The sequence below is a fragment of the Enterobacter sp. MGH 38 genome (assembly GCF_000492855.1).
GTDB lineage: Bacteria > Pseudomonadota > Gammaproteobacteria > Enterobacterales > Enterobacteriaceae > Enterobacter > Enterobacter hormaechei_C.
In genome coordinates this window covers 1,431,399-1,450,500 of the sequence record NZ_KI535607.1, presented here as the reverse complement: position 1 = coordinate 1,450,500, position 19,102 = coordinate 1,431,399, and the positions used below count along the sequence as shown (strand labels likewise).

The window sequence follows — 19,102 nt, the reverse complement described above, 5'->3', positions numbered from 1 at the left end:
TAAAAAAACCGGCTTATCGCCGGTTTTTTTATTTATGCATGCGGCTTTTCGCCGTTTTCATCCTGATCGACCGCGAAGCAGGCCACCAGCTGTCCACCATAATCCTTTAGCTGTGGCTGCAACTGCGTACACGGACCGAAGCGGCGACGGCAGCGGGCGTTAAACGCACATCCCGGCGGCGGGTTAAGCGGGCTTGGCAACTCACCGGTCAGCTTAATGCGCTCACGGCGGTCATCCGGGTTCAGCCGCGGCGTCGCAGACAGCAGTGCCTGGGTATACGGATGACGCGGGTTAGTAAAGATCTGATCTTTCGTCCCCTTCTCCACGCAGCGTCCCAGATACATCACCATCACCTCATCGGCAATGTGCTCGACCACGGACAGGTCATGGGAGATGAAGACGTACGACAGTCCCAGATCCTGCTGTAAATCCATCATCAGGTTAAGCACCTGCGCGCGAACGGACACGTCAAGCGCTGAGACCGGCTCATCGGCAATCACCACATCCGGGTCAAGCATCAGCCCACGAGCGATGGCAATACGCTGACGCTGACCACCAGAGAACATATGCGGGTAGCGATCGTAATGCTCGGTTTTAAGCCCCACCTTCGCCATCATCGCCAGCGCTTTTTCACGACGCTGCTCTTTGCTCAGATTGCTGTTAATCAGCAGCGGTTCTTCCAGAATCTGCCCCACTTTTTTACGCGGGTTTAAAGAACCGTACGGGTTCTGGAACACAATCTGGATTTTCTGGCGACGCAGCTTCTGCGCCTGCGGATCGTGCTTGAGCAGATCCTGGCCCTGATAGTAAAGCTCGCCGCCGGTTGGCGTTTCAATCATCGTCAGCAGACGGCCCAGCGTGGATTTCCCACAGCCCGACTCCCCGACGACCGCCAGCGTTTTACCGCGTTCAAGGCTGAAGGAGACGCCGTCCAGCGCTTTTACCAGGCGCTCGGGGGCAAAAATCCCCTTCTTCACCGGGTAATGTTTTTTCAGGTCGATAGCCTGCAACAGCGGCTGTTGCGTGGTGGCCTGGTGCGTACTCATAGTGTTGGCCTCCCGGCATCATCGAGTGGGTAGTGGCATTTTGACTGCCGACCATCGGCCAGCAGATTCAGCTCTGGCTCCTCGGCGCGGCATTTATCTGTCGCATACGGGCAGCGCGGATTCAGCAGGCAGCCCTGCGGACGGTCATATTTACCCGGAACCACACCCGGCAGTGACGCCAGACGCGCTTTGTCCTGGGCAAACTCCGGCAGCGCACGCAGCAACGCCTGCGTATACGGATGACGCGGCGCGCGGAAGATATCGTGCGAACTTCCGGTCTCCACCACCTGACCCGCGTACATCACGATGATTTTGTGTGCCGCTTCCGCCACCAGCGCCAGGTCGTGCGTAATCAGCACCAGCGCCATATTCTCTTTCTGCTGCAACTCCAGCAGCAGCTCGATGATTTGCGCCTGGATGGTCACGTCCAGCGCGGTAGTTGGTTCATCGGCAATCAGCAGTTTTGGTCGACAGGCAATCGCCATGGCGATCATCACGCGCTGACTCATGCCGCCGGAAAGCTGATGCGGGTAAACGTCCAGACGCGATGCTGGGTCAGGTATCCCCACCTGGTTCAGCAGATCGATAGCACGCTGGCGACGAGTTTTCTTATTCCCACCCTGATGCACCTTAATCGCTTCCATAATCTGGAAACCCACGGTGTAGCATGGGTTCAGGCTGGTCATGGGGTCCTGGAAGATCATCGCCACTTCCGCGCCCACCAGCTGGCGGCGCTGTTTTTCGGAAATACGCTTCAGATCCTGACCGTTGAACTCCAGATTTTCCGCCATCACGCGGCCGGGGTAGTCAATCAGCCCCATAATCGCCAGCGAACTCACTGACTTACCGGAGCCCGACTCTCCTACAATCCCGACCACTTCGCCCTGATTAACGCTGTAGCTGATACGGTCCACGGCGCGAAACGGTGTGCCTTCGTCGCCAAAGTGCACGGATAATTTATTTACATTTAATAACGCCATCTCGTGCCTCTTACTGCTTCAGTTTGGGATCAAGTGCATCACGCAGACCATCACCCATCAGGTTAAATGCCAGCACCGTCAGCAGAATCGCCAGACCCGGGAAGGTGACGACCCACCAGGCGCTTTGCGCGAACTGCAACACGTCGGAGAGCATGGTGCCCCACTCCGGTGTTGGCGGCTGCGCACCCATGCCAAGGAAGCCAAGAGCGGCCATATCAAGAATGGCGTTAGAGAAACCGAGCGACGCCTGAACAATCAGCGGCGCAAGGCAGTTTGGGAAGATATTGATAAACATCTGACGCATCGCACCGGCACCCGCCACGCGAGAGGCGGTAACGTAGTCGCGGTTCACTTCCACCAGCACCGCCGCACGGGTCAGACGCACATAGTGCGGTAGCGCAACAAACGTCAGCGCAAGCGCGGCGTTACCAATCGACGGACCGAAGATCGCCACCAGCACCAGCGCCAGCAGCAGGCTTGGCAATGCCAGCATAATGTCGACGACGCGCATGATGATGTTATCAACAATGCCGCCGAAGTAGCCTGCCACCAGGCCGAGTACGATCCCCATGATCAGCGACAGTACGACAACGAGGCAGCCAACCAGCAGCGACAGGCGTGCGCCGTACATCAGGCGCGAAAGCACATCGCGACCCACGTCGTCGGTGCCCAGCAGGTGCGCCAGGCTTCCGCCGTCCTGCCATGCAGGAGGTGCCAGCAGCGCATCGCGGAACTGATCAGCCGGGTTATACGGCGCAAGGACGTTCGCAAACACCGCAATCAGGATCATGATGGAAACATACACCAGCCCGACGACCGCGCCTTTGTTGCGCTTGAAGTAGTGCCAGAATTCCTGCATCGGCGTCATTGGCACCGGTGCGGTGACCACTTTATTTTGAGTAACTTGTGACATGATGGCCCCTTACTTCTTATGACGAATACGCGGGTTCACCACGCCGTACAGCAAATCGACCAGCAGGTTGACGAGAATAATCATCGTCGCGACCAGCAGTACACCGCCCTGCACAACCGGATAGTCACGGCGTTGCAGCGCATCAATCAGCCAGCGTCCAAGACCCGGCCAGGAGAAGATGGTTTCGGTCAGGATCGCCCCCGCCAGCAGCGTACCGACCTGCAAACCGATAACGGTTACCACCGGCAGCATAGCGTTTCGCAGGGCATGAATGATGATGACGCGCATACGGGTCAGGCCTTTAGCGCGGGCAGTACGAATATAATCCTCGCCCAGCACTTCCAACATGGAGGAACGGGTCATACGCACGATCACCGCCAGAGGGATGGTGCCCAGCACCATTGCAGGCAGGATCATGTGCGCAACCGCATCAATGAAGTTGCCCTCTTCGCCCCAGATCGCCGTATCAATCAGCATAAAGCCGGTTAACGGATTGGTGTCGTCAAGGAAAACCATATCGCTGACGCGTCCGGAGACCGGCGTCAGGTTCCACTGCACCGAGACCAGCATGATCAGCATCATGCCCCACCAGAAGATAGGCATGGAGTAGCCGGTCAGTGCCAGGCCAACAGCGGTGTGGTCAAAAATAGAGCCACGTTTAACGGCAGCCAGTACGCCAACGGGGATCCCTACCGCGGTCGCGAAGATCATGGCGCAGATACCGAGTTCCAGCGTCGCTTTAAAGCGAGGTACGAACTCGTCCCACACCGGAAGACGGCTTTTCAGTGAAATCCCTAAATCGCCGTGCAACACGCCCCAGATATAGTGGAGATACTGCTGCCACATCGGCTTATCAAGGCCGAGTTCAGCCAGCAGTTGCGCATGACGTTCAGGGGAGATACCACGCTCGCCCGCCATAATCATCACCGGATCACCCGGGATCATATGGACGAAGGCAAAAGTGAGAAGGGTGATACCGATAAACGTCGGGATAACCAGTCCCAGACGTCGGAGGATGAACTGCAACATAACCCGGATTCTCTCTGATGACGCACACTCAGTGGCGTGACGTCTGTATTGCTCACAAATGTAAATTCCCTCTCCCTGTGGGAGAGGGTTAGGGTGAGGGGGTGCATGCACGCCCCTCACCCCTGCCCTCTCCAGGAGGGAGAGGGAGAACACCCTACTTATTATTCAACAGACACGTTTTCGAAGTGGTGTTTGCCCAGTGGATCGACCACGTAGCCCTTCACTTCTTTACGCACTGGCTCGTACACGGTGGAGTGAGCAACAATCAGCGCCGGAGCCTGATCGTGCATGACAACCTGCGCTTGCTTGTACAGTTCGATACGTTTGTTGTGATCGTCGGTCGCACGCGCCGGCTGGATCAGATCTTCAAACGGCTTGTAGCACCAGCGAGAATAGTTAGAACCGTCTTTCGCTGCCGCACAGCTGAACAGGGTCGCGAAGAAGTTGTCCGGATCCCCGTTGTCGCCGGTCCAGCCCATCATGACCGCCTGGTGTTCACCCGCTTTGGCGCGCTTCAGGTACTCGCCCCACTCGTAGGTCACAATCTTGGCCTGCACGCCAATCTTCGCCCAGTCAGCCTGAACCATTTCCGCCATACGGCGTGCGTTCGGGTTGTAAGGACGCTGTACCGGCATCGCCCACAGCTCGACGGTAAAGCCTTTGTCCTGGCCCGCTTCTTTCAGCAGCGCTTTCGCTTTCTCAGGATCGTAGGTGTAGTCCTTTATGTCGTCGTTATAGCCCCACATGGTTGGTGGGATCAGGTTCTTGGCCGCAACGCCAGCGCCCTGGTAAACGGCTTTGATGATCGCTTCTTTGTTCACCGCGTAGGTCAGCGCCTGACGCACTTTCACGTCATCGAACGGTTTCTTCTCGGTGTTGAAGGAGAGATAACCCACGTTCAGGCCCGCCTGCTCCAGCAGGTTGATATTTTTGTCCTGCTTCATGCGCGCGATGTCAGCCGGGTTTGGATACGGCATCACCTGACATTCGTTTTTCTGCAATTTTGCGTAACGCACGGATGCGTCAGGCGTGATGGAGAAGACCAGACGGTCGATCTGCGGCTTGGTACCCCAGTAACCCGGGAAGGCTTTATACAGAATACGGGAATCTTTCTGGTACTGAAGCAGCTGGAACGGGCCGGTACCGATTGGGTTCAGGTCCACTTTTTCCGGAGTGCCGGCTTTCAGCATGTTGTCCGCATACTCTTTAGAGAGAATAGAGGCGAAGTCCATCGCCAGGTCAGCCAGGAATGGCGCTTCCGGACGCGTCAGCACAAACTGGACGGTTTTATCGTCCACTTTTTTCACTTCAGCGATCAGGTCTGGCAGACCCATCCCTTCGAAGTATTCATAGCTGCCGCCAGACACTTTATGGTACGGGTTCTGGGCATTTTTCTGACGGTCGAAGGAGAACACAACGTCGTCGGCGTTAAAGTCGCGCGTAGGTTTAAATTCTTTGCTGTCCTGCCACTTCACGCCCTGACGCAGGTGGAAGGTATAGGTTTTACCGTCTTCGCTGATATCCCACTTTTCAGCCAGGCCAGGAATCACTTCCGTGGTGCCGGTTTTAAATTCAACCAGACGGTTATAGATCGGTACAGAGCTTGCGTCGTAAGTCGTACCAGAGGTAAAGAGCTGTGGGTTAAAGCCTTCCGGAGAGCCTTCAGAACAGTAAACCAGGGTTTTTGCCTGTACGCTTGCTGCAACGGTCATGGCCACCAGGCTCAGACCAAGCTTCAGCATCCCTGACTTCTTCAAGGAAATACTCATTATTGTGCTCCAATGTGATGTTTTGCTTTGTTGTGTTACGCCGCCTGACCTTTATTTATTTTTTACCCGGTCCGGTCGGTGATGCCCGAAGGCGTTAAAAGGGATAGAGAATCCTTTCAGAAGAGCGTTTGAGTTGCAGCGCAGATCCTCCCTGAAATGCCCCTCGTGCCCTACAATCTGTCAACAGAATGTGAAAACGTCAATACAGGTGGCGGGGATTTACGTGGAGTGTGAGAAACCGCAAACAAAGATTAAAAAAACCCTGACCGTGAGTTTTCAGCAGAGAAATTTATGCTACTCGCCATGATGCAGCACAATTATCTTCATATTTCGCAACACTCAGTGATTAAGTTTTATTCAGAATGGGTAAATTTTCTTACAGGATGGTGATTATCTGAGCACTAAATACCGCGAACGTTAAAACGCACAGCGAAAAATGCTGAGGTTATCCATAAGCAACGCGAAAAAAGATCAAACTATATATAAAAAAATACAATGGATTATGTCACAAAACCGCAAGCAGGCAGGGGGAAGCAGGGCTAAGGGGTATTTTGAGGACTCGTGCGGGGTAACGCGTTAATGCAAAAAGGGCTAACCTTGCGGTTAGCCCTTTTTAGAATGTGGTCGGCGAGAGAGGATTCGAACCTCCGACCCACTGGTCCCAAACCAGTTGCGCTACCAAGCTGCGCTACTCGCCGAATGCGGAGCGCATCTTACTGCTGAGGTGCGCCCCCGTCAATCCCTTATTTTCAAAAAGCCATTCAACTGGCGATATTCTCGCCAGACCAGCTACTGCGCGGCTTTTGTGGTGTTATCAGGGAGTTTACACCAGTTGTTGTTTTCGTTAATCCCACCGTTCGGTGAGGTATAGCCGAGACAGCCCATAATGGTGTCGTACAGCTCAACGTGACGGCGCGGTACCTTGATCTCTGCCTGCTGTTTCAGATGGGCAAACATTTTGGCTTTGTCCGGATTTTCCAGGTACTTATCCGACATCCACATGATCATCGGCACGCGGAACTGCTCAGGCGGGGCCAGCTTACGCGGCGTACCGTGTAAATGCTCTTTCTCGTTGATGGACTCGCCGTGGTCGGCCGCGTAGATCACAATCGCTTTCTTATCGCGAAGCTGGTCGATCACCCGACTGAGGAAGGTATCCACATACAGAATCGAGTTATCATAGGCATTGATCAGCTCCTGCTTGCTACAGTTCTTGTTAATGCCGACGCACTCAGGCGTCCATTTGGCGAAATCGCGCGTGTAACGCTGATAGTAGCTGTAGTGTGACCCTTTGGTATGCAGAACAATAAGATGCTTACCCTGCGGATGGTTTTTCAGTGACTGTTCCATCTCAGAGAGCAGCAGCATGTCATCAACGTTCTTTCCGCGGTTACGCGGCTCGGCGCCAATCTGCTCGCGGTAGGCGATGTTATCCGCCATGGTGTTGGTGTAGAACCACATCTCACTTTGCATGGCGAACAGATCGGAGCTAAATCCAAGCTGCTTCAGAACAGCAAACACGTTTTGCTCTTTGAGAGTGCGCTGAGGATTATCACTCGCACCGCCCTCACGAACAAACATACAGCGCAACGAGAGCTTCGTGGCGGTATCGCAGGAGTAGCCGCGGTAAGCTACAAGATTCTTTTCCTGCGCCAGTTTGGGGGTGGTATCGCGGTCATAACCGAGGATACCCATATGATCCCAGCGCGTTGTTTCGCCGATAACGAAGACCACGTAAGTATCATCCAGCCCGTCAGCCGGGGCCTGGTAGGTGAACTTTTTGGTTGGGTTAATCAGCGATTTCACATCGCTGGATTCGTCCGCCTGAGCCCAGGCATAAAGACCTAACGCCGACAGCCAGTTAGACGGCAGATACGAGTTAGCCACCACGCCGCCGTAGCTTGGCATATCCACGCCTGTCGCTTTTTCGATCCGCTTTTGCTGTTTTTCCATCAGGCGAATAGGCGCCCATACCAGCAGACCCGCCAGAAGAACGACGGCGACGTTGCGGATGCGCTGTCCCCGGGTACGCAGCTGGCGTAACAGGGTGTAGCGGCAGGTGTTACTCCAGATAAAGAAGAGCGGGATCAGGCAGGTCAGAATCGTCCACAGGATGAACCCTTGACCCACCACCTCTTTCGAGAGGTCGATGTCCGTGGTCATCACCGAGGCCACAATACCGTAGCCAATGACCACATTCATGAATGTCATGTAATAGCTTGCGGCGGCGGAGATAATCACCACCAGCGAGGCCAGAACCTGCCATGTACGTCTGCCAAAAAGCGAGAGCAGACGTAGCAGGAAGAAGGTCGCCAGAATTGAGCCAAACACTTCAATCGCGGCAAAAATTCCATTTCTTACAGTGAGGTGTTCGAAATAACCTTCCACTCGTCTGAACAGCACCGCGCCATTCAGAAACAAACCGATATAGACAGCCAGCATCAGACACAATCTTTGCTGGGTAAGAGACCTAATATATTTCATGCAAACAACCCTGGGGGAAGGGGTATAAAGACCCGCCGAATCTCAGTGAGAAAGCTGACAGAGTAAGTAGATGCGAGAGAAACCGTTATCAGAAACGTCTACAAGCGCGATAAGTAGACCACAGCAGGAAAGAAAAGTGGCAGCAGAGAATGTGAATCGATGAAGATTTTTACAAAATAGCAAGTCCGGAAGCGATTTAGAAATAAATAAAAGAGGCCCTGCGGCCCCTTTTTATCGAATCATGCATGCGCTTCTTTATATACCTCGCGCTGCGGCTGACGAATCGTGGTGGACAGCGCCAGCGAAATAATCAGCAAGGCAAATATCACGCAGAATGTCACGTAGAAGCCACCAAACAGCGAGGCAATCAGTGAACCGCAAATACTGCCGATACCGAAGCCGAGATAAATCACGCCGTAGTTTTTCGCCAGGTTGTTCAGGCCGAAGAACTCGCTCACCAGCGACGGGAAGACGGTAATAGTGCCGCCAAAGTTAAAGGCTACGCAGGCTATCGCCGCAAAGAATGTCGCCTCGTTCAGCGGAGCGAACAGCAGTGCTGCCATACCCACCAGGGAGATCACCTGCCCCAGCGTAATCACGCGGATCCGGGCGATTTTGTCAGACAAGATACCCAGTACCAGACGACCCGAGAGGTTAGCGATGGAGATGACCGTTACGGCGTTCGCCGCCGTCGCCGCGTCCAGTTTTACCATTCCCTGCGCGATATCTTTCGCCACACCGATGACATACAGACCGCTCATGCAGGCCGTCAGGAACATCACCGCCAGCATCCAGTACTGCGGCTTACGCATGGACTGAGCGAGGGTGAAATCGTTCTCCACCACGCCGTTAACGGTTTTCACTTCCTGCTGCGGCGCATCTTTCATCAGCGTGGCGCCGAAGAGGATCATTACCAGCACAATCACGCCCCAGATCATAAAGGTTTTCTCAAGCCCAACCGAGGCCAGCAGATGCGCATCGATGAATTTGAAGCCGAGGCTGCCCAGGCCATATGAACCAATGGCAAATGCGGAGATAAGCCCTTTACGCTCCGGGAACCACTTCACGCAGTTAGACAGCGTCAGCAGATAACCTGCGCCGTCCGCCAGCCCCACCAGCACCCCGGCGCTCAGCCACAGCATCATCAGGTTGTTAGAATATGCCGTCAGGAAGAATCCCAAGCCCAGCAAGATCCCGGATGCCATGGTTACACGCTTCACGCCGAAACGTTCCTGAAGTTTGCCCGCCACGGAAGAGGAAATTGCTAACCCAAGACTCAGCAAGCCGAAGGAGAATGCCACCTGGCTTATCGGCGCGCCGAGCTTATCGGACAGGGCGCTGTTAAACAGGCTCCAGGTATAGACCGATCCCAGTGCGAACTGGGTAACGATGGTGCCGAATAGCGTCAGCCAACGCGTGCGGTTATAAGTTGATGTGTTCATGGCAGTGTCCTGCAAGATAAATTAAGGAATTTCGCTGAGGACAACGATAAACAAAACCTTTATAGCGTTGGGGAAAAACGGAATGAAATGCAGGAGAGAAGGAATGAAATGCCTGGGATCTGGAATGAATGACCTTGCCGGGGAATGAAGCGCTGTTCTGTTAGTGGGCACTATCGCTCCAGACCCCGTCATAATTGTATTAAATATGTTATCGTATCGTATAAAAAAATAACAACCCTTAAAATTTGGCGCTCAATCCCAGCGTATATAAATATTCTTCTTCAGTTTGCTGGTTATAGCTGATCTTCGCCCAGGGGTGTAAATCACCATACTGCGTATCAACACGCCAACCCAATGAGTTCACGCTGGCATGCCAGAGGGGATCGGTAAGCGACTGCGTGGTGGTTGTATCCTCAAACGCATTCACCGTTACAGGGGGAGCGCCATCAGTGCGCCACGCCATGACGGGCCCGGTGGTGAAATGTCCCGCCACGGGAAAATTCCAGCCAACGCTCAGAACGGTTTCCGCATCCGAACCGGAGGGATCGTTCAGGGTAAACCCCGCAGCATTCTGCGTGCGGTTAATACGCTCCGCGAGAATATCTTCATAACGAGGTTGGTGATCGGCGTCCCATGTATAACGTTCCGTCGTATTACTTTGTGCATCTGAAACGATATATTCCTGTTGCCACGCAAAAGCGGTGTGACAAAAAAGCAGGCAGACTGAAACACCCACCAGGCCAGAAGCAGCATGGCGACCACTGATTTTTTTTATCATCATCAAAGCGACTCCAGAAAGAGCCGAGTTCGGCGATATATGTCATTGTTCGAAGAGGTATTAGGGCGTATAGCCCTGTATTAACTATTGTCTCTTTAGCAGACACGTCAAGCCGGGCAGATTGAAATTTTTGCGTTTACCGTATCAGGAAGGGAGATGACCTATGCAACGTTGCGGCTGGGTAAGCCAGGATCAGCTTTATATCGATTATCACGACAAGGAATGGGGCGTACCGGAAACCGACGGTAAAAAACTGTTTGAAATGATTTGCCTTGAAGGCCAGCAGGCCGGGCTGTCGTGGATCACCGTTCTGAAAAAGCGTGAGAACTATCGCAAAGCCTTCCACCAGTTCGATCCGGCTGCGGTTGCCGCCATGACCGACGACGACGTACAAAAGCTGGTTCTGGATACCGGTATCATCCGCCATCGCGGTAAAATTCAGGCCATTATTGGTAACGCGCGTGCTTATCTGGCGATGGAGCAAAATGGCGAACCCTTTTCAGCATTTGTCTGGTCGTTTGTGGATAACGAGCCGAAGGTGACGCAGGCCGCCACGCTTGCAGAGATCCCAACGTCGACCCCCGCCTCAGATGCCCTGTCGAAAGCGCTGAAAAAACGCGGCTTTAAGTTTGTGGGCACCACCATCTGTTACTCCTTTATGCAGGCCTGCGGGCTGGTCAATGACCACATTACGGGCTGCTTCTGCCATCCGGAGGGCCACCATGATCCGCAAATGGCAAAGTGAGAACACCGCGCCGCTTTTGAGTCTGTGGCTGGAGAGCACCACCGAGGCGCATCCGTTTATCGACGCAAGTTACTGGCAAGCGAATGAAGCGGTAGTGCGGGATGAATACCTTCCCGCCGCCGAGACCTGGGTCTGGGAAGAAAACGGTACCCTGTGCGGTTTTATCAGCGTCATGCAGTTCCAGTTCGTGGGGGCGCTGTTTGTCGCCCCGGCGTTCATCGGAAAGGGGATTGGGCGTGCGCTGCTGAACCACGTTCAGCAGCACTACCCGTATTTAACCCTGGAGGTGTACCAGAAAAACGTGCGGGCGGTGAATTTCTATCATGCTCAGGGTTTTCGCATCGAAGACAGCGCCTGGCAGGATGATACCCAACACCCGACGTGGATCATGAGCTGGCAGGCGGATCAAACGCCGTAAGGGTAAGCGCCGGCCCCTCATATTTCTCCACCCATGCCAGCGCCGTATTCCCCGCGCAGCCATTCCCCAGCTTCGAGCTGGGGAGATCTTTGGTCAGCACGTTTACGGCGCCGTTCTTACAAATACCGCCCTCGTCCAGCGCCAGATCCGGCCATGCGCCCTGATGAATGCAGAAAACGCCAGGGCGGATCCCGTCACTCACCACGGCGCCTGCCAGCACCTGCCCGCGCGCGTTCCAGACCCGAACGAGATCGCCGTCGTTAATCCCCCGCGCCTTTGCATCGTCGCTATTCAGCGCGATCGGCTCACGACCCGCCACCGCATACTGCTCGCGCAGAGCCGAATAGTTGAGCTGGCTGTGCAGACGATGGGCAGGATGGGCAGACAGCAGCTGAAGCTGCCCCGGCTGCGCATTGCCATGCCATTCGTCCGGCTCCAGCCACGCCGGATGCGGCGGACAGTCCGCGTAGCCAAAGCTGGCGATGCGTTCGCTGTAGATCACAATCTTCCCGCTTTCGGTTTTTAACGGGTGATTCTCCGGATCGCGACGGAAGTCAGCAAAGCGCACAAACCGCGCGTTCTGCTCGCTTTCTGGCATTTCGAAGAGTTGATTCGCCTCCCAGAACTCAGCAAATGGCGGCAGGGACACGCCCTGCGCAGCCCCGCGCTGGCTGGCAATCTGGTAAAATGTTTCCAGCCATTGCAGATCCGTTTTGCCCTCGGTGAAACGCTCCCGCCCGCCCGCTTCCCACATTTCACTCAGGTCGGCAAAGACGTCGAAATCATCCCGCGCTTCATCCCGGGGAGCCACGACGCGCTTCATCGGCACCATATGCTGGTTGCTGTAATCCCCCGTCATGGTGAGATCGTTACGCTCGAACGAGGTCGTGGCAGGCAAAACGATATCGGCATGTTTCGCTGACGCAGTCCAGAAGCACTCCGAGATCACCACCAGCTCCGGTTTCTGCCAGGCGCGGATTAGGCGGTTGGTATCCTGGTGATGGGTGAAGTTGGCCCCACCCGCCCACCAGATAAACTTAATATCCGGGAAATGGCGATCCTGACCGTTGTGCTGATAAAACCCGCCGGGGTTCTCCAGGGCTTCAACAATGCGTGCCACCGGAATTTTATCCACAGCGTCCACGCCACCCTGCACCGAGCCCTGCATGGACGCCAGCACCGCGGCTTTACGCGTCGGGTTGCCGCCGTTGGCAAAGTGATAGGAAAGGCCAAAACCGCCGCCGGGTGTGCCAATCTGCCCAAGCATCGCGGCGAGCGTCACCAACATCCAGTGCTTTTGCTCGCCAAACTGCTGGCGCTGCATCCCCCAGCCGGACATGAGCATCGTGACATGGCTATGGAATAACGCCGCCAGTTCGCGGATTTTAACGGCATTAACGCCGCAAATCGCCGCGGCCCACTCTGCGGTTTTGGCAATACCGTCGCTTTGTCCCGTCAGATAGTCGGCAAATTTATCGAACCCCGTGGTACAACGCGCCAGAAATTCCGTGTCGTGCCAGCCGTTCTCCACCAGGGTGTGGGCGATGCCCAGCATCATCGCCACGTCGGTGCCCATATGCGGCGCGATCCACTCGGCGCTGTCGCCGAAGAAATCCAGGGTTTCAGAGCGCATCGGATCGATACAGATGATGCGCTTGCCGCTTTTGCGCAGCGCATCGAAGTAGGAAACGCCCTGCTCGTCGGACGCATTCCAGGCAATTTTCAGGGTATTGAGCGGGTTGGCGCTCCACAGCACCACCACCTCTGTATGCTCCAGCACCAGCGGCCAGCTGGTCTGCTGCTGATAAACCTCATTCCCGCCCACGACATACGGCATGATTGCCTGCGCCGCGCCGGTCGAGTAATCGCCCAGATGGCCGGTGTATCCTCCGGCCAGGCTCATATAGCGTTGCAGCAGGGTTGCAGCCTTATGCAGCACGCCGTTTGAGCGCCAGCCATAGGAGCCGGCAAAAATGGACGACGGGCCATAGCTGTCGCGGATGCGTTTATGCTGCGTATGGATCAGCGCCAGCGCATCGTCCCAGCTCACGCGCACGAACTCATCCTGCCCGCGAATACCCTGCGGTTTATCCGGTGACGCCAGAAAGCCTTTACGCACCATCGGCCAGCGGACGCGGGTCTTGCTGTGTACCTGATCGCGAACGACGGTCTGTAAAGAGTTGAGATGGCGCGAAGGCAAAGCCCCGCGAGACGACAGCACAGTGTCGCCATCGGTTTCGACCAGCATCGGCCCCCAGTGGGCGGCGGTCAGAATGGTTTTTGTTGAGGTGCTCAAAGCGTGCGCTCCTGGTTGCGTGCAGGTGTTTCGGCCTTTCATTGAGGCAATTTATCGTTTGTGACAAATTTCAGAGTTATACACTGAATTTTCTCCGTATCCGGACGTCATAATCCACTGCCACGTCCGTCGTGGCAAAGAATAAAAAGGATTAAGGAAATAAGATGAAAAAACGCGTACTCGTTATTGCCGCTCTGGTGAGCGGCGCACTGGCTGTTTCAGGCTGCACAACCAACCCTTACACCGGTGAACGCGAAGCGGGCAAATCCGGCATTGGCGCGGGTATTGGTTCCCTGGTGGGCGCTGGCGTTGGCGTACTCTCCTCCTCCAAGAAAGATCGCGGCAAAGGTGCGCTGATTGGCGCAGCGGCAGGCGCAGCCCTGGGCGGCGGCGTGGGTTATTACATGGACGTGCAGGAAGCAAAACTGCGTGACAAAATGAAAGGTACGGGCGTGAGCGTGACGCGCAGCGGTGACAACATCATCCTGAACATGCCAAACAACGTGACCTTTGACAGCAGCAGCGCGACGCTGAAACCCGCAGGCGCGAACACCCTGACCGGCGTGGCCGCAGTGCTGAAAGAGTACAATAAAACTGCCGTGAACGTGATTGGTTACACCGACAGCACCGGCAGCCAGGATCTGAACATGCGTCTGTCGCAGCAGCGCGCCGATTCCGTGGCCAGCTCGCTGATCACCCAGGGCGTAGAAGCGAACCGCATCCGCACCAGCGGCATGGGTCCGGCTAACCCGATCGCCAGCAACAGCACGGCGGAAGGCAAAGCGCAGAACCGCCGCGTTGAAATTACGTTGAGTCCTGTGCAGTAGGTAAAAGCAAAACGGCAACCCCGTTGCCGTTTTAGTATTTGCGCCCTCTCCTGTAGGAGAGGGTTGGGGTGAGGGCATCAGACCGCCACCCGGCAAATTGCTTGATTCGCCAGATTTTCCCGCTAAGGTATTCTCACTAAATTCAGGGAAATCAGCGATGATCAAACCAACCCGGGCCACCATTAGCGACGTGGCGAAAGCCGCCAAAACCGGTAAAACCAGCATTTCACGCTACCTCAACGGCGAGAAACACCTGCTGTCCGATGCGCTGCTGGCGCGGATCGAACAAGCCATTGCCGATCTCGACTACCGTCCCAGCCTGATGGCGCGCGGCCTCAAGCGGGGTCGCACCCGCCTGATTGGGCTTATCATCGCCGATATCACTAACCCCTACTCCGTTAACGTACTCAGCGGCATCGAAGCGGCGTGCCGGGAAAAAGGCTTTACCCCGCTGGTCTGTAACACCAATAACGAAGTTGATCAGGAGTTGCATTACCTCGATCTGCTGCGCAGCTATCAGGTGGAAGGGATCGTGGTCAATGCCGTCGGGATGCGCGAAGAGGGGCTAAATCGTCTGCAACAATCGTCTCTCCCGATGGTGCTTATTGACCGCAAAATCCCGGAATTTGCCTGCGATGTGGTCGGGCTGGATAACACCCAGGCGGCCACCACTGCCACCGAGCACCTGATTGAACAGGGTTTCGAAGCCATTCTGTTCCTGAGCGAACCGCTGGGTATGGTTAACACCCGCCGCGACCGCCTGGCTGCATTTCGCGCCACGCTGGCGCGTTATCCCGGTGTGATCGCCGAAAATGCTGAAATCCCCCTCCATGAAGCCGAACAGCTGGATAATACCCTGCGCCAGTTCCATACCCGCCATCGGGGAATGCGTAAGGCGGTGATCTCCGCTAACGGGGCGCTGACGCTTCAGGTTGCCCGCTCGCTTAAACGCATTGGCCTGCACTGGGGCAGCGACATCGGCTTGCTCGGCTTTGATGAACTGGAGTGGGCAGAACTTGCTGGCGTAGGCATTACCACCCTCAAACAACCCACCTGGCAGATCGGCTATGCCGCGGTTGAACAAGTGGTTCGCCGCATTGAAGGCACCCGCGACGCCGTACGCGAGCAGGTTTTTTCTGGCGAGCTGATCGTTCGCGGCTCTACTGCCCGTTAATTTCCCCTTCGTGACAGCGATCATAAATTCAGCATCCCGATCTTTTCTTTGGAACCGGTTCCATCTAGCGTAATACTATCGATTACGCTCTGGAGTCAGGAAATGAGCAGGAAAATTATGGTGGTCACCGCCGCGTATGGTGCGGATCAGGTGCGACAGGCAGGCGGTCAACGGGCAATGCTTCCCGTTATTGCCGGCGCAGGAGCTGATGGCGTTGAAATCCGCCGAGAGCTCTTCAGCCACGACGAGTTAATGGCCCTGCCTGCGCTGGGCGAGTCCATTGAACTGCTGGGTTTACTGGCGTGCTACTCCGCCCCGGCCCCCCTGTTTATGCCCGATGGAACCCTCAACCCGGATCTTCCACGCTACCTTAGCGAAGCCAGCGCACTGAACGCGCTGTGGCTTAAAGTCTCGCTGGGTCATTTCAGCGACAAACAACCGCTTGAAGCCCTGCGCGCACTGCTGGATGAAAGCGGCATGACGCTGGTGGTGGAAAACGACCAGACCGACTGCGGGCAGCTCGCGCCGATGCAGCGCTTCAAAGCCGCCTGCCGGGTAATGGCGCTGCCGGTCACACTGACGTTCGATATGGGCAACTGGCTGTGGGTTGGCGACTCCCCGGAAGAGGCTGCACGTCAGCTGGCTCCCGCCGTGAGCTATATTCATGTGAAGGCCGCAGTCCCGCATAAGGCGCAGTTCCGCGCCGTCGCGCCGGATCAGACCGATTCTCGCTGGCGGGATCTGCTTAATCAACTGCCTGCCGACGCGCCGCGCGGTATCGAATTTCCGCTCGAAGGGACGGATCTCACCGCCGTCACCCGCCATTACGTCAACCTGCTGCGCGAGGAGTAAACCATGCACAAGACGCTGGACGTTATCACTATCGGCGAGGCCATGGCGATGTTTGTCGCCACCGAAACGGGCGAGCTGAGCGCAGTGGAGCACTTTATCAAACGCGTGGCAGGCGCCGAATTGAATGTCGCTACCGGCCTTGCGCGGCTGGGGCTGAATGTCGGCTGGGTGAGCCGCGTGGGCAATGACAGCTTTGGCCATTTCGTTCTCGACTCGCTGAAAAAAGAGGGCATTGATGCCGCAGGCGTCACGCTTGACGGACGCTTCCCGACGGGCTTTCAGCTGAAATCTAAAGTTGAAAATGGAACCGATCCCATCGTGGAGTATTTCCGCAAAGGCTCAGCGGCAAGCCATCTCTCCGTGGATGATTATTACGCCGCGTATTTCTCCTCCGCGCGCCACCTGCACCTGAGCGGCGTGGCGGCGGCGCTCTCGGCCAGCTCGTACGATTTACTCGATCACGCGGCTTCGGCAATGAAAGCGCAGGGCAAAACGATCTCCTTTGATCCGAACCTGCGCCCGGTGCTGTGGAAAAGCGAAGCGGAGATGGCTGAGAAACTCAACCGACTGGCGTTTCAGGCGGACTGGGTTCTGCCGGGCATAAAAGAGGGAATGATCCTCACTGGCGAAAGCACGCCCGAAGGCATTGCTGATTTTTACCTCAACAGAGGGGTAAAAGCCGTGGTGCTGAAAACCGGTGCCGACGGCGCATGGTTTAAAACTGCCGACGGTGAGCAAGGCGCTGTCGCTGCGGTAAAAGTCGACAACGTGGTCGATACCGTGGGCGCGGGCGATGGGTTTGCCGTCGGGGTCATCAGCGCCCTGCTGGAGGGCAAACCGCTGTCGCAGGCCGTGGCGCGAGGCAACAAAATTGGTTCGCTGGCGATTCAGGTGCAGGGCGACAGCGAAGGATTACCAACACGAGCAGAGCTCGGCGTCTAAATTCCCTCTCCCCGTGGGAGAGGACCAGGGTGGGGCAGCAATCCGCACCAGATAATTAAGCCACCGTGTACCCTACAGACAACGGCGGCAACAACCTCAACAACAGAGGCAAGCCTATGAACAGTTCGACCAATGCAGTAAAACGCTGGTGGTACATCATGCCAATCGTGTTTATCACGTACAGCCTGGCGTACCTGGATCGTGCCAACTTCAGTTTCGCATCCGCCGCCGGGATCAACGAAGACCTCGGGATCACCAAAGGGGTCTCGTCCCTGCTGGGCGCCCTCTTCTTCCTGGGTTATTTCTTCTTCCAGATCCCCGGCGCGATTTACGCTGAACGCCGCAGCGTGCGAAAGCTCATTTTCATCTGCCTGATCTTATGGGGTGCCTGTGCGTCGCTTACTGGCGTGGTGAATAACATTCCTGCTCTGGCGGCTATTCGCTTTATTCTCGGCGTGGTTGAGGCGGCCGTCATGCCAGCAATGCTGATTTACATCAGCAACTGGTTCACAAAATCGGAGCGTTCACGTGCTAATACGTTCCTGATACTCGGTAACCCGGTCACCGTGCTGTGGATGTCGGTGGTTTCCGGCTATCTGATCCAGTCCTTCGGCTGGCGCGAGATGTTCATCATCGAAGGGGTTCCCGCGATTATCTGGGCCTTCTGCTGGTGGGTGTTGGTGAAAGATAAGCCAGCCCAGGCGAAATGGCTTTCTGAAGACGAAAAAGCCGCACTCCAGGCGCAGCTGGATAAAGAGCAGCAGGGGCTTAAAGCGGTGCGTAACTACGGCGAAGCCTTCCGCTCCCGGAACGTTATTCTGCTGTGTGCACAGTATTTTACCTGGAGTATTGGCGTGTACGGTTTTGTGCTGTGGCTGCCGTCGATTATCCGCAGCGGCGGTGAAAACCTTGGCATGGTGGAAGTGGGCTGGCTGTCATCGGTGCCTTACCTGGCTGCGACCATCGCGATGATTATCGTCTCCTGGGCATCGGACAAGCTGCAAAACCGTAAGCTGTTCGTCTGGCCACTGCTGCTGATCGCTGCTTTTGCCTTCATTGGCTCCTGGGCCGTAGGCGCGAACCACTTCTGGGTCTCGTACACTCTGCTGGTGATTGCGGGTGCGGCCATGTATGCCCCGTATGGTCCGTTCTTTGCCATCATCCCGGAAATGCTGCCGCGTAACGTCGCAGGGGGCGCGATGGCGTTGATCAACAGTATGGGTGCGCTGGGTTCGTTCTTTGGCTCGTGGTTTGTGGGCTATCTTAACGGTGCCACCGGCAGCCCGTCGGCCTCTTACATCTTTATGGGGGTGGCGCTTTTTGCCTCGGTATGGCTTACTCTGATTGTTAAGCCTGCTAATAATCAACAGCTACCCGTCGGCGCACGCCACGCCTGAATCCTTTTAA

The 19,102-nt window shown here is 55.8% G+C and carries 16 protein-coding genes and 1 tRNA gene; 7 read left to right on the top strand and 10 right to left on the bottom strand.

Going from position 1 to position 19,102, the window contains the following annotated elements; genetic code table 11:
* Positions 1–32 precede the first annotated feature (32 nt).
* The 9 genes from dppF to L384_RS14100 all read right to left on the bottom strand — a co-directional run bounded on the left by dppF (position 33) and on the right by L384_RS14100 (position 10,444).
* Positions 33–1,046, bottom strand: a complete 1,014-nt coding sequence (gene dppF, locus L384_RS14060) for a dipeptide ABC transporter ATP-binding subunit DppF (RefSeq protein ID WP_022650198.1) — start codon at positions 1,044–1,046, stop codon at positions 33–35.
* Positions 1,043–2,026, bottom strand: coding sequence for a dipeptide ABC transporter ATP-binding protein (gene dppD, locus L384_RS14065; RefSeq protein WP_022650197.1), 984 nt, complete (start codon positions 2,024–2,026; stop codon positions 1,043–1,045). The genes dppF and dppD overlap by 4 nt, the downstream gene beginning before the upstream one ends.
* A gap of 10 nt (positions 2,027–2,036) precedes the next feature.
* Positions 2,037–2,939 carry a dipeptide ABC transporter permease DppC gene (dppC, locus tag L384_RS14070; protein WP_003862349.1) on the bottom strand — a complete coding sequence of 301 codons (903 nt, stop codon included), beginning with the start codon at positions 2,937–2,939 and terminating at the stop codon, positions 2,037–2,039.
* Between the two features lie 9 nt (positions 2,940–2,948).
* Positions 2,949–3,968 carry a dipeptide ABC transporter permease DppB gene (gene dppB / locus L384_RS14075; protein ID WP_006810536.1) on the bottom strand — a complete coding sequence of 340 codons (1,020 nt, stop codon included), beginning with the start codon at positions 3,966–3,968 and terminating at the stop codon, positions 2,949–2,951.
* Positions 3,969–4,129: 161 nt separating this feature from the next.
* Positions 4,130–5,737 carry a dipeptide ABC transporter periplasmic-binding protein DppA gene (dppA, locus tag L384_RS14080; RefSeq protein WP_003860756.1) on the bottom strand — a complete coding sequence of 536 codons (1,608 nt, stop codon included), beginning with the start codon at positions 5,735–5,737 and terminating at the stop codon, positions 4,130–4,132.
* A 621-nt stretch (positions 5,738–6,358) separates the two neighbouring features.
* Positions 6,359–6,435, bottom strand: a tRNA-Pro gene (locus L384_RS14085).
* Between the two features lie 91 nt (positions 6,436–6,526).
* Complete coding sequence (gene eptB / locus L384_RS14090) at positions 6,527–8,221, bottom strand: kdo(2)-lipid A phosphoethanolamine 7''-transferase (RefSeq protein ID WP_023323998.1); 1,695 nt, start codon at positions 8,219–8,221, stop codon at positions 6,527–6,529.
* Between the two features lie 239 nt (positions 8,222–8,460).
* Entirely contained in the window at positions 8,461–9,663 is a 1,203-nt protein-coding gene (locus tag L384_RS14095) for an L-lactate MFS transporter (RefSeq protein ID WP_022650195.1), read from the bottom strand.
* Positions 9,664–9,901: 238 nt separating this feature from the next.
* Entirely contained in the window at positions 9,902–10,444 is a 543-nt protein-coding gene (locus L384_RS14100) for a lipase (protein ID WP_023323997.1), read from the bottom strand.
* A gap of 160 nt (positions 10,445–10,604) precedes the next feature.
* Between L384_RS14100 and tag the strand changes: the two genes are divergently transcribed.
* Complete coding sequence (gene tag, locus L384_RS14105) at positions 10,605–11,186, top strand: DNA-3-methyladenine glycosylase I (protein ID WP_022650193.1); 582 nt, start codon at positions 10,605–10,607, stop codon at positions 11,184–11,186.
* Positions 11,164–11,604, top strand: a complete 441-nt coding sequence (locus L384_RS14110; protein ID WP_022650192.1) for an N-acetyltransferase — start codon at positions 11,164–11,166, stop codon at positions 11,602–11,604. The genes tag and L384_RS14110 overlap by 23 nt, the downstream gene beginning before the upstream one ends.
* Here the strand turns inward: L384_RS14110 and L384_RS14115 are convergent.
* Positions 11,573–13,942: a molybdopterin guanine dinucleotide-containing S/N-oxide reductase gene (locus L384_RS14115; protein WP_044704522.1), complete on the bottom strand. Its 2,370-nt coding sequence runs from the start codon at positions 13,940–13,942 to the stop codon at positions 11,573–11,575. The two genes, L384_RS14110 and L384_RS14115, sit on opposite strands and share 32 nt — an antisense overlap.
* A gap of 122 nt (positions 13,943–14,064) precedes the next feature.
* Here L384_RS14115 and L384_RS14120 point away from each other — a divergent pair, with 122 nt between their 5' ends.
* The 5 genes from L384_RS14120 (at position 14,065) to L384_RS14140 (ending at position 19,092) form a co-directional block, all read left to right on the top strand.
* Entirely contained in the window at positions 14,065–14,727 is a 663-nt protein-coding gene (locus L384_RS14120; RefSeq protein WP_022650190.1) for an OmpA family lipoprotein, read from the top strand.
* Positions 14,728–14,884: 157 nt separating this feature from the next.
* Positions 14,885–15,901: a LacI family DNA-binding transcriptional regulator gene (locus L384_RS14125; RefSeq protein WP_023323995.1), complete on the top strand. Its 1,017-nt coding sequence runs from the start codon at positions 14,885–14,887 to the stop codon at positions 15,899–15,901.
* A 102-nt stretch (positions 15,902–16,003) separates the two neighbouring features.
* Entirely contained in the window at positions 16,004–16,753 is a 750-nt protein-coding gene (locus tag L384_RS14130) for a sugar phosphate isomerase/epimerase family protein (protein WP_032608229.1), read from the top strand.
* A 3-nt stretch (positions 16,754–16,756) separates the two neighbouring features.
* Positions 16,757–17,695, top strand: coding sequence for a sugar kinase (locus L384_RS14135; RefSeq protein WP_023323994.1), 939 nt, complete (start codon positions 16,757–16,759; stop codon positions 17,693–17,695).
* 116 nt (positions 17,696–17,811) lie between these two features.
* Positions 17,812–19,092: an MFS transporter gene (locus L384_RS14140; protein WP_017694735.1), complete on the top strand. Its 1,281-nt coding sequence runs from the start codon at positions 17,812–17,814 to the stop codon at positions 19,090–19,092.
* Positions 19,093–19,102: the final 10 nt, after the last annotated feature.